The 11,915-nt window shown below is 49.9% G+C and carries 10 protein-coding genes and 2 pseudogenes; 1 reads left to right on the top strand and 11 read right to left on the bottom strand.

Annotated features, from left to right (window positions below; genetic code table 11):
* Positions 1-5: 5 nt before the first annotated feature.
* From Q1A40_RS04140 to Q1A40_RS04095, 10 genes and pseudogenes are all read right to left on the bottom strand, one after another.
* Positions 6-338 (bottom strand): TrbC/VirB2 family protein, encoded by a 333-nt coding sequence (locus tag Q1A40_RS04140; protein ID WP_299998168.1) that lies wholly within the window; start codon positions 336-338, stop codon positions 6-8.
* 73 nt (positions 339-411) lie between these two features.
* Entirely contained in the window at positions 412-1,041 is a 630-nt protein-coding gene (locus Q1A40_RS04135) for a lytic transglycosylase domain-containing protein (protein WP_299998167.1), read from the bottom strand.
* The gene (locus Q1A40_RS04130; RefSeq protein ID WP_299998166.1) at positions 1,031-1,366 is read right to left on the bottom strand and encodes a hypothetical protein; all 336 of its coding nucleotides are present in this window, start codon (positions 1,364-1,366) and stop codon (positions 1,031-1,033) included. The genes Q1A40_RS04135 and Q1A40_RS04130 overlap by 11 nt, the downstream gene beginning before the upstream one ends.
* A gap of 11 nt (positions 1,367-1,377) precedes the next feature.
* Positions 1,378-2,049 carry a TrbM/KikA/MpfK family conjugal transfer protein gene (locus Q1A40_RS04125; RefSeq protein ID WP_299998165.1) on the bottom strand — a complete coding sequence of 224 codons (672 nt, stop codon included), beginning with the start codon at positions 2,047-2,049 and terminating at the stop codon, positions 1,378-1,380.
* Positions 2,050-2,156: 107 nt separating this feature from the next.
* Entirely contained in the window at positions 2,157-2,471 is a 315-nt protein-coding gene (locus Q1A40_RS04120) for a DUF1778 domain-containing protein (protein WP_299998164.1), read from the bottom strand.
* A 160-nt stretch (positions 2,472-2,631) separates the two neighbouring features.
* Positions 2,632-3,531: an Abi family protein gene (locus tag Q1A40_RS04115; protein WP_299998163.1), complete on the bottom strand. Its 900-nt coding sequence runs from the start codon at positions 3,529-3,531 to the stop codon at positions 2,632-2,634.
* A 510-nt stretch (positions 3,532-4,041) separates the two neighbouring features.
* Positions 4,042-4,443: pseudogene (locus Q1A40_RS04110) on the bottom strand (transposase); the annotation flags it as partial.
* A 1,260-nt stretch (positions 4,444-5,703) separates the two neighbouring features.
* A complete protein-coding gene (locus tag Q1A40_RS04105; RefSeq protein ID WP_299998162.1) occupies positions 5,704-7,095 on the bottom strand; it encodes a DUF3999 domain-containing protein in 1,392 nt (463 codons plus the stop codon).
* Complete coding sequence (locus tag Q1A40_RS04100) at positions 7,092-9,746, bottom strand: DUF2339 domain-containing protein (RefSeq protein ID WP_299998161.1); 2,655 nt, start codon at positions 9,744-9,746, stop codon at positions 7,092-7,094. The genes Q1A40_RS04105 and Q1A40_RS04100 overlap by 4 nt, the downstream gene beginning before the upstream one ends.
* An 80-nt stretch (positions 9,747-9,826) precedes the next feature.
* Positions 9,827-10,439 (bottom strand): annotated as a pseudogene (locus Q1A40_RS04095) (IS630 family transposase).
* 681 nt (positions 10,440-11,120) lie between these two features.
* Between Q1A40_RS04095 and Q1A40_RS04090 the strand changes: the two are divergent.
* Positions 11,121-11,528: a YkgB family protein gene (locus Q1A40_RS04090; protein WP_299998341.1), complete on the top strand. Its 408-nt coding sequence runs from the start codon at positions 11,121-11,123 to the stop codon at positions 11,526-11,528.
* A 14-nt stretch (positions 11,529-11,542) separates the two neighbouring features.
* On the opposite strand, the gene Q1A40_RS04085 is transcribed toward Q1A40_RS04090, so the two are convergent.
* A complete protein-coding gene (locus Q1A40_RS04085) occupies positions 11,543-11,902 on the bottom strand; it encodes a hypothetical protein (RefSeq protein ID WP_299998160.1) in 360 nt (119 codons plus the stop codon).
* Positions 11,903-11,915: the final 13 nt, after the last annotated feature.

The following is an 11,915-nucleotide window of genomic DNA, read 5'->3' as shown; positions in this document are numbered from 1 at the left end:
AGTCGTTACTTCCAGAGCAGCGCGACAATTTCCGCGATGGATCCGGCCACCACCAGTCCGATAAGCCAGCGCACCATGTCATCCTTGCGCATGATCTCGGCCATATACAGCACGACGATGATCAGGCCGATGATGATGGCCGCAATTGGCAGGATGATTAGAAGGTTGTCTTTGATGATGGTCAGTGTGGTCTGGGCTTTGGCTAGCCCGCCCGTGCTTTGGGCAAGAGCAGCGCGGGATGCTCCGGCTAGGGTAAGCGCTGTTATCAAGGGGGTACGTGCCCGTAGGCGGGTCAGGATGCGAGAGAACGGATCAGGCAGAAACGGTAAAAGTGACATTGTCATGGCTCCGGCCGCTGGGACCCGTTTTGGTCGCAGAGGCGTTAATTAAAAAGAAATGAAGGCCAGCTATCTACGTACTGGCTGGTGGGGTTTCGGTGGCGGGAGGCTGGGGCGGAGTGAAGCCGTCGGGGGTTGGGTGTGCAGTAAACCCATCCGGGTCGCCGCTAGGCTTTTTTGTGACGGCCTGCTTGGTGTCAGATGGCTGACTGTCGTTAGGGGCAGTTTCGATGGCGGGAACCTTGATACCCGCCTGAGTCAGGACTTTGCTTACGTAGCCATTGCTAAAGCCCCGCTGGAAATTGCCGGTGTTGTAGCAGGACAGCGCGGCCCGAAGTGCCGTTTGTTGCGCCTTGAGCTGGCGGGCTGCCCGCGCGTAGCAATCAGTTAGTACCGTCTGGGCGGCTTGCAGATTGGTGCAAGGGTCGAAGACCGTTTTGGGCGTTAGACCCAGCCACTGCCAGTTGCGAACGTTGATTTGACCCAGCCCGGCGTCAAAGTCTATACCTTGCTTGATCAGGCGTTGAACAATTTCCTTTGCATCGCCTAAGGTGCCTGGTTGGCTTTTTAGTCGGTGTTGCTTGTTGTTTACGCCAATGGCGTAAGGGTTGAGGCGGGATTCATGTCGGATAACCGCCTTTAGCGTCACCGGATGGATATTCGGTGCGCACGTCAGCATTAAAGCGGCAAGTTCAGCAATCATCAGGTCGGTCCCGGTCGGCGGATGCAAATGTATTGCAACGGCGTTCGTTGAGCTGCAGCAGTTGCTGTGCTTCGGCTAGCACCGCTGCCAAGTCGCAGCGGGCCAGGTCTTCCCGGATTCGAGCCGTCAATACATAGCGGGTTGTCGGGTCGTTTACGAGCTGGTGAATGTCGTGCAGGATCAGGTACAGCGTTTGTGCATCATGAAACGCATCGACAGGATCCCGTTGGGCGTCTTGCGCGAACCGAAAGGCCAGGTCTGCGGATAGGCTGTGCTTAGAGGGTGCGCTGACAGTATGGGTACGGCGCATTGAGCTAGTCTGCATACGTTTCTCCATTAAGGGGCGGTGTTCGGGTTGGCCCAAGAAAACGTCCAGCCCTTGGCCCAGGTTCCACTGTGATCGGCCTGCCACTTGGCCTGTGCGGCGTCGTAGTTCGAGGCCTTGACCCAGTGCCCACCCTTGAGCGGTTCGCCGACATACTTGATGCCCAGCTCATAAGTCCATTCGTGATCGTTGTAAGCCACGCAATAGGACGGCAACGTGTCCAGGGTTACGGTTTTGATGGGATGCACGTCAAACGCCTCGGTGTAATCCTCGCCGTTCCAGGATGTTTTGCGCTGCTTGTAGCGATAGCTGGTGCTCGCATAGGCTCTGTTCAGGTAGTCTGCAGTGCACTTTCCCGCACCCCTGGAAATGGCATCCAGTCGGGCAGGCATCTCGGCTGATGAAGATGCGGGACACATACCCAGGAATGCGCGGCGGGCGTCTACCGTGTCACCCCAGTCCAGGCGTCCTTTATGGAAAATTTTGATGTCAAAGTAATGGCTCAGTGATGGGGCGCATTCGCCTGGTTGCAAGCTGCTGGACAAGCAGAGAATTGCTTCGCAGGCCAGGCGGGTCTTGCCGCTTAGCAGATCGTTGGATGGCTCGCCCGATGATTGGGCCAGGACAGGGATGGACGCGCAGGCGAACGCCAGCACGCCAACCGCAGTGGGAAGGTGCTTCATGGATGTTCTCCGGTGTTTTTCTGGAGGGTGCCAGACGATGCCTGGCAAGAGTGATGTAGGCGGGTAGGGCCTGTATGGGTCGAAATTAAAGCGGGTTGTGAACCCGTTTAATCTGAAAGGTGTTCTATGCCGCGACGACGCATAGCCGCCTGGGCAATGGCGATTTGTTCAGGCCGTGCCGTGGCGCGAACCAGAAGTGCCGTTTCAAGTGCGGCGGCGTGGATTTCAGAAATTTGGCTCAGATGCCGTACCGCCTGGCGCAAGGCGTCAAGCTCTTCGGCCAAGGTATCGGCGGCGGTCAGCCGTCGGCGTACGTAATCTGACAGGTTCAGGCCAGACAGGGCGGCAGCTTCAGAAAGACGCCGATGCTGGCCGGGGGTCAGGCGAATACGCATGACCTCTGATAGGGGTTCGTTCGACATAAGTGCTCCGGGACGCGCCCGTAGCACAGGCACCAGTTATGTCGGGAGCGCCTTGGTTGGTGGGTAGGTTAGTGGTGTGAGGCGGGAGAACCTAAAACCGCGTAGAGCGGCATGCAGATACAGAAACAGTATCCAGTTCGCACTGTTGCGCTTACGTCGTCTACTGCCAGATTGGCAACTGATGCCACTGAGGCGGGAAGCCCATCGCGGAAACGGGGATTTTGTGCTGATTGATCAGCTCTTTTAGCCTCCGTCTCCAGCTATGCTGAGGAGCCACGATGTCCATGCAATACAACAGAATGACCAGCGAGTTGTACAGCTTGCGAGAGCCGACATGAAATTGCGATGTCAATGACGAGGGCTTACTACGTGGCAGCAACGGAGTTATTGTGAATTCCCGGTTCCATAAACGGCTATGGTGAGCACATGTATTGCGCACCAGAGCCAAGTGATGCAGCCAAGACCCTAATACCTTTTCATCCAGGCTATACGTCGAGGCGATGGCACGACGTGTTTGCATGGGTTTGAGGTTGCCATACCAGCGTGAGAGCAGGCCCAGGGACATGACTTCGCACACAGCCCAGACTGGGGGCAAGGATTCTGAATAGCTGTTCTGGAGGTGTTTGATAAAGACTTCATCTGACCGCTCGACCTCATTGCGCAACTTGGCAATATTGGTTTCCCACAAGTGGGGCCTGGCAGCAAGGGAAATGTCCAGATGGGCATGAGGCCCATGACGATGTGCCAGATGGTAGGCCCATTGGCTGCGAGCGGAGACTTCTATGCGCTCGATGGCATCCAGAACCAACAGGCGAAGGTTGCGGTCAAATACGTACAGGTTCAGTACATCATCAAACCGAGTGCCCGGCTGAAATTCATGCGGGTTATGGCTTGCTTCAAAAGGCAGCCAATAGGCACTGAGGCGGTAGTAGTTCAGGTGCTGCAGGTAAAATTCTGCAGAGGCTGGGTCATCAACACGCATGCCGCGCTGCTGAAGGATGGAAACCTGCTCGGCATAGGTTGTTGCCGGCTTGGGAAAAGGAAATCTTAGTATCGGCATGATGAACCCATGCCGTATTTGGCGCAGTTAGAGTACAGGCCTGGAAAAAAGTAACCCGCCGGTTTGAGGATTCGCTTTCGCGCATAGCCTTGGCGGGTTTTGTTATCCCAATTATACACGCATTGCGGTGGCATAGGAACACTCCGTGATGGAAAAGCGCTTTATCAATACCATGATCCAGCGATTTGCCCAAAAAGCAGCATTTATGCCCGAAAACGTGTAATTCGCTCAAAAACCTGGCAGCATCAAGCAATCGCAAGCAACGCCAAGCAAGCTTCTGGGGATGGTATTTTGGATGGTATTGGCAAGATGGTCTGGAAACAAACGCAATGAAATCAATGCAGTAAATCAGCTATTGATAATTGAATGGGAATAATCCTGCGATAAGTATTTGCTGGTACTGACTGGCAAAATAACGACTTAAGCCCATGTAAAAATGGGCTTTTTTTATTTTTACCTCTGCAAATGTAAAGGCAGAAAATATAATTATAGCTGTCTCATTTAGGGGTAGTGGACAATTGCACACAACGGCAACGGGAAACCGCGCCTGAGCTTCTCAACTAATGAGAATTGTTCAGGGAGTCTGACATCAAGAGCGCGGTAGCCTTTTTAGTATATCTCTTTCCATTTCAACGCGTTGAAGTCTTTTCTTTAGCTCGCGTATTTCAATCTGTTCGGGGGCATTGGTGAAGCTAAGGGTGACTTTCTACCACGTTCTTCTTTCAGCTGTCGAACCTATTTATCCATAGTAGATTTACCAACATTCATTGCGGTAGCGGCACCCGACGCGCTACAGTGTCATGCTGATCAAGTACAAGTTGGGTCGCCTATAGTCTGAACTCGGAGCTAAAATTATGTCTGTTACGCCCGGTCATAATGTCACCTGTTTAAGTTATGAGGTGATGATATCACCTTTATTCAGGAGGCCAAATTCAGTAAACTGCTTCAGGTATAGCTATATATGACAACTATTTTTTACACGTGCATAAGCTTCCGCTAAACCATTATTGTATGCAGTAATTTCTGTAAATCTACGATTAGTGTTACTATATGCCACAAATTTAATCGCGTCTTCTTCAAGTAATATTCGCTCAATATACGGATCTATTTTTAATGAGAATCCAGTGTATCCTAAAGCTTTAGATTTATAGTTTTTTCCTTTAGAATACGGGAATGAAACTGTAATGGTTATATTTTCTTTGTCTGAGGCGTATATGTTTTCTTTATTGTTAAAACTTGCGTAAACGTTATTTGATATACAGTTTAAATATAATCCTCTCCAATTATTTTCAGCAACTTTAAGTAAATCTCCAATTGACGATTTATAATTTTTTACGGGTATTGCTTCTGGCGTATCGCCTCCTGAACTTTTCCAGTATGTTGAAGAAAAACCGTAATCTACATCAGGATTACCGTGGTAATGAATACCTCTTGAGGAATTAATAACCTCAGGGTTAATAGTTTTGTCAATTTTATTAACGCTTGAACAACGCCTACATCAGATAATGCGTACTTTTTATCAAAAAGTAACTGACCGTCCTCCGAATAGATATAACCCAGGTAGTAATAGGCTGAGTTATTGTATGATGGTCTAGCTTCCACATCCTTAAAGATAATTATTTCTCCTTCTTACAACTTATTTCGTATTCCCTTATATGAGGCACCTTTCCACACTTTGTGCTGAGATCCTTCGAGTTTTTTACTTAAGTCAACCAACGGGATCTTTGATTTGTTTGAGTTTGATAACGATGTAGATTGACAGCCAGCTAATAAACTCAAAGCCGTCATTGCCGCAATAACTCTTAATTTCATAAAATATACCTCACAATATTCCGCTTTTTGTCGTTTACTGTATTTTCGTAGTGACAATAAAGCACATAGTAGTTATTAGACAGACAATGTCTCTACCAGAATTAGACCATCTAAAACACGTTGCGTAATTCTTTCAACTCTTCGTTTATTCCTACTAAGGTTGGCGAAACCTGGCTTCATAGACGTTATTTTTGATCAGTCAGATCAAAAAATACAGAAACTTTCCGGCTAACACACCATAGTAAACCAGATGGCAGTAAAGTACCTCTAAGCCCGCGTAATTGCAGGCTTTTTTTGTACGGCACTGGTGGCGTGAAGTTCTTCTCACCGGCGATACGCTCTGCCAGCTATATCATCAGGTTACTGGAGCGTTTTATCGTCCTTCACCTCACGCCAGATTCGCCAGGCCATGCCTGCCAGCACAAGAACGCCGAGGATCAACACGCCCCACACCAGTAGCGTTTTCCACTGGCTTTCCCGTTCATCCACTGATGTGGCGGTCAGACGTGCTTCACCGCCAAGCGTTATTGTTTCCTGTTCCGTGGCCCACGGCAGGGCATCCACCGGATCGTTTTTCCGCAGGGCTGCCGGAATTAACGTGTCAAGCGGAACCGCCTCATGAAGTGCTGCCCCATTTCCCCACGCCAGCAGGTACGGGCCTTTTCCCTGAGCGTTGAAGGTCAGGAACTGTTCTTCACGGCTACCACTCGCATCTGGCAATTCATCCAGCAGATGGGCTTTGGCAACGGTCATTTTGACTGCCTGCACCGGCTGACCGGAAAGCGCAATGGCTTCAGACTGCTGGTATTTCAGTCTGTACAACACCTCTTTTTTCAGCGGCATCCATTCTCCCTTCGCGGAATCACGCCAGGCTAAATCTGCAGGCACTATGCCTTCGCTGTTAAGTGCGATCCGCAGCGACGTCAAAGGTTGCGGCTGTGCCCATTGCCAGACCACTTCGCGATCGGAGACTTTCTGTACACTGCCTTTTACTTCAATCAGCTTCGGACGCGGCTGGGTGCTCTGACGAATGACCTCAGCCTGAGTCAGCGTCAGTTCTTTTTGCGTCGAGTCCGCCACCAGCAGCAGATAGCGCCGGGATGAGGCCGACATCGTCAGATCCAGGTCGAGGGCGTTGATCCTGAGCTTATCGGTCCCGCTTGTGAGATCCATCATGATTACGCCTTCGTTTTCGCTGCTCCAGTTGTTCAGATCGCGGCTCGACCAGACGGACATTTTCCCCTGCCAGTTACCCGTAGGCGTTGTCCAGTTGAGACGCAGCTGTGAAACGGACAGCGGTGAAGTCTGATCTTCTGGCAGCATCAGTAGCCAGCTCTGGGCGAACGATTTTACCGCTTCGCTCCGCAGCGTTATCTCCACGCCACCTCTTCCGCGCAGCACCACCGTTTCTTCACCGCTCTCTTCCCCTTTGCTGAGCGGAGAAATATCCAGTGGGAATAGGCGAAGCTCAACGGGTTCGGGTACGGTGGAAGGGATCATCTGTGTCTGCAACGCAAACGGCATGCTTTCACCCTGCTGGTTAAAAACCCGCACGTCGCGAAGGTCGGGCCAGCTGCTTTGCTGATAGATTGCCTCGGGCAGCGCAAGGTGATACCACAGCGAAGCGGACGGTGTGGTAAGTGCTGCACCAAAAGCATAATCCTGGGGAGTTTCTGCCGCTTGTTCTGCGGCCTGCACAGGCAACGTACTGCAAAACAGCGCCGCAAACACAATATGCTTAAGTCCTTTCATTTTTCTTCTCCTGAATTTTGCGGCAACTCCGCCTTTGGTGGCAGCGGGGAAAAATAGCCGATAATCAACACCAGAACTGCCACGCCAATAAAGGCTATTGCCCGTGCCAGACCGCCGCCGCGCGCACTGTCGACCAGTATCAATTTGACAATCACAACACCCAGCAGTGCTGCACCACCGAGCCATTCATGCCGTGAGTGGCGGCGGGTTGCCCACAGCATCACTACCAGCGCGGTTAGCATCCAGAACAGGGTAAATGTGGTCTGGATCAGACGCGAATGCCACAGGTCACCAAAGTACCAGGTGACTTCGCCATACCAAGCCAGCGTGCGCAACAGCATGCCATTGAGCCACCAGAAACCAAGCCCCGCGAACACCAGAGGTCGCCAGTGACGAATTTCACAGGTAAACGCAGTGCAATGACGTTCTGCAAAATGGCTGTAATACCAAAGTGCCAACAGGGCAAACCCAGCTCCCTCCTCCAGCGGGTTTACCAGCGGCAGATAGCCCCGGTAAATCACAGAGCCATCCTGAAGATTAGCAAACAGCAGCAGCCCGACTAAAACCGGAAGAACCGGGGCGACGCCAAAAACACCATACAGTGCAGGCCAGCGGTTAAACGGCCAGAGAGAACGACGAATTGCCTGATTCACCAGCAGGATCACAAGCGCGCTCGCCGCCATGAGGAGACCACTGCGCCATGCGTCCATTCCCCATCCCAGGTCATCGACAAACCACCACAGTTCTATTGCCACCGTCAACAGCAGCAGCCAGAACAGAGCCAGATGCAGGACCTGTGAGATGCTTTGCTGCGCTCTGTCAGCCTCAAGCTTCAGCATCAGTAGGGCTGAAGGCAATGCCAGGAACCAGGCAAGATTGTTCCAACCAGCGCTAAAAATATGCCCTTGGGCAATCTGCGACAGTAACGCCAGCCACATCGCAGGCCACAGTAGCCAGACGGATAAACCCAACTCCGGCCACGTCAGGCGGTTTGCGCCGTAACGCCAGAGCCAAATCGACAGCGCGAGCCCCCCCAGCACACCAAATCCGGCATGTTGGTTTTCGCCAAACGCCATCATCGACGCTCCTGCCAGCGCGATTAGCCAGAACAGGATCCCCCCAATCAGCAGCGGCAGGCTGAGTGGTAGTTTATCGCCACGCCATAGCCACGATGCCGCCAGCCAACAGAGGCTTAGCACGATAAAAATCGTCAGTAGGGAGAGTGGTACAATTGTCTGGTCCAATGCCTTGATGCCGCAGAGTACGGACAGTAGCAAAAGAGCGGTGCCGCTGTAGCTCATCCGACGCTGCTGTTGCTGCATACCCAGCCACAAAATTCCCAGCCCTTCCAGCGCCCAGGCCATGGACGTCCAGCGTGCGGAAAGTGCCAGCGGAATAGCCAGCGTGACAAATGCGCCGCCAAGCACCGCCGCCGCCAGCACAAACATTTTTCCAAGCGATGGGAAGCGACGAAGCGCCAGCCACGCAAGAGTGATATACAATGCGCCAAAACCTAACGCGCTCAGTGCCGGGCCGTAGCGCGTGTCTTGGGTGATGGCATACTGCATACCAAAACCAATCAGCGGCGGGGCAAACAGCAGCACGCCGTCGACTATCCGTTTGCCCTTTTGCTGCGCCCGCAGCGATAGCGCAACGCTCAGTACACCAAACAAAATCACGTTAGCGAGCAGGAACAACTGACAACTGAGATAAAACTCAGGCTGGTAACTTTGCAGACCCCATAAACCACCCACGCCAAAAGTGAACAGCAGCCCGAGCAGGTTCAGCTCCCGCCAGTGCTGCCAGGCGCTGATGGCAAGTATCCCTATCGACAGAAGCAGATAGAAGGAGAACAACCCCACGTGGCTGCCACCGCCCGTAGAGAGTAACAGCGGCGCAAGATAACCCCCCAGACTTGCCAGTAACGCCAGACTGAGTGCCTTTTGTAGCACCGCCAGGCCGACGCTTGCGGCACAAATCAATACCAGCAGCGCGAAGGCCAGAGTCATCGGCAGCATTTTCCACAGATGAAAAGCGCCAAATACCGTTAAATAAAGTACACCTGTCGCTCCTCCTTGCAGGATAAGCGCGTACAGCGGCTTCTTATGGCGTAACCGCCAGCCCATACCGAGCAGCGCCATCGCTCCCAGTCCGGTTGCGGCAAGACGCAATTCCAGCGGGAACAACGAATGCTCCACGGTATAGCGCAGCAGGAAAGAGAGGCCGAGGAACAGCAGGATGATACCCAGTTTTGCCAGCGGATTGCCCTGCATAAACCAGCGTATCAACGAAGTGACCATGCCGTCGAACGCAGAAGGTTTATCTCTCAGGATTGAAGTGGGGGTTTCCGCCTCTTTACTCACCGGAATGACTGGAGCAGTCTGAACGGCATAAGGAACTCGCTCCTCTGCCATGATGGGCGCTGAGGAAGGATTATCGACGCTGACAACAGATCGAGGCGTTGTGAAGGCAGTCGGTTCGACAGGTGCAGACTGAACGCCTGCCAGCTCTAATTGTTCAACACGACGACGAAGATGAACAAGTTCAAACTTCAGCGCTGAGCTGCGATTGAAAGCAATAATGGCCAGTACCGGCACCACAATCACCACGAAAAAAAGAATGATACAGCCAAAGATTATAAGTTCGTCCATGTATACATCTTCCAGATTAAGGTGGATATATCCAATAACCCTCAGGGCGCAGATTTAAGCACCTGAAAGTGCTCGTTAATTCAGGATGTAAGAGTTTCAGCTATATCCGGTAGCGTCGATTTGAAAAATACCGATATCACATCGCTGAACTCCCGTGCACTACTGAAATAACGGTTATTTCGGGTATGTTCGTTCATTAATTTCCACATTCGCGCTATGGGGTTCAGGTTCGGGCTGTACGGTGGAAGATAATGCAGCTTTATATTCACCACCTGCGCCCAGTCCTTTACCAATTGTGAACGGTGGTAACCCGCACCATCCAGAATGACATGTGTTTTCTGGCTATAATTCGGTAAATTCTCTTATCTCATTGAAAAAACTGGATGCTTTATGCTCATTAATCGTTTTATATTCGCAGATTATTGGGCTTTCCGGAGCCTTCAGGTTCAGCGTCCCCATAATATTCAGCCGGATACGGCTACCCGTTGTTTTTACCGCTTTTCTGTCGCCTTTGCGTATCCAGCCGTAACTAATTTTGGTGGCCTGAGCAGTCATTGCAGAATTCCAGCCTTCGGAAGCTGGAAGGATAGCTTTAATGCGATCACAAAGCGGCTTATCACGACTGGAATCATGAAGGTGCTCAAGTTCAGTTTTTTGCTGTTCAGTGATGAAGATTTTCATGGTGGATAGCATGATCCTCTGTTGTCAATAAATCAAGCATCTTCAATGATTGCGGGTATACATTGACATATTTTCTCTGACTTGTGAAAAATAATTCAATCAGGTCGTAAAAATCGGATTATTAAAATGTGATAAGCAAGACTTATATTCCGCTCGTGGATGAGCCTGTACACACATTACATGTGTTTAGCTCCTCTGAGGACATATTTAGGATGTTGTAAAATCTCTAAAAGAGAATGGTTCTTTTTGCTGGAACACTTACAGAGTCAATAATTAAAATAAATATAAAAATCTTTAATATCAATTGATTATGTAATTTATCAAAATGCATTATCCACCTCAGAAATCTGATTGAACTCGTTTAATATTTCATCCATTTATTCCTGAGTAATTGATATCACGACTAAAAAAGCCTTTACATCAATAACACCAGAGGAGATGAATGATATATTAAATGAACTTAATAGCGTGTCTGAAGTTGAGTATGCGTTTTGTTCACTCATGTAAATAGAACCATGAAATAAAATTTTAATGTACATTTAAATTGTTGTTTATTTGTAATGGATGTGTTGCTAATAAGCTTAAATATACTTTCCAGGAATGTATATTATGAATAAGTAATCTTTTTTTTGTGGCTGAAAAAACTCAGGGTCATACCGTGATTTATCTTTTTTAAGATGGTCTCTTGTGGTGATGTTTTTCTGGTTTGGAGGAATGAAATTTACGGCATACGAGGCTGCCGGTATTGCTCCATTTATTGAAAATAGCCCTATTATGAGCTGGTTACATACTCTTTTTGGGATACAAGGTGCAAGCTATTTTCTTGGCGCTGCCGAGATAACGACGGGTGTATTGCTGGTTATTGGCTCTTTTAGTGCTTTGTTTTCAATCCTCGATGCTCTTATGTCATCTGTGACATTCTTGGTCACAATCACGTTTTTCATTACCACTCCGGGTGTTTTTGAGAGTTCTTTAGGTGGATTTCCCGCTATCTCTGCCGGAATAGGGCAGTTTCTTTTAAAAGATTTAGTTTTGCTGGCTGCATCTCTGTGTCTGTTAATATCATCAGTAAAAAATGAAAATGCGATTCGTGATAAATAAGAGCAGAGAGCAGCTTATTCGACAGATGAATTAGACTCATTCATCCATACATCCTCATAACCCTCCCGGTCGATAATAAATTTTACTCCAGCCGGGAGGAAAAGGTATTTCATGACCTCAGGGAGGGTTTCTGTTAAATGATGGGTGTGAAGTGGCTGATAAAAATCGTTTGCAGATGAATGCTCCCCGCAGTGAATAAACCAGCTTATCGTACCGTTTTCAGGGAGTTCGACTCGGGTTCCATAAATGGGGGATTTATGCAGCGTGCCCAATGCTATCGCAACCCTATCCTCGGGGGGATGTGCGGATAAGTTGTACTTATCACATACCGCTTTTTGCATTCCGTCAGGTAGCATCAGGTTCGCTGGGTTCATTTTTTAATTCCTG

It is taken from the genome of uncultured Cedecea sp., assembly GCF_947498825.1.
GTDB lineage: Bacteria > Pseudomonadota > Gammaproteobacteria > Enterobacterales > Enterobacteriaceae > JGM124.
The sequence above is the reverse complement of the archived record's forward strand: the minus strand, read 5'-3'. Positions and strand labels throughout refer to the sequence as shown.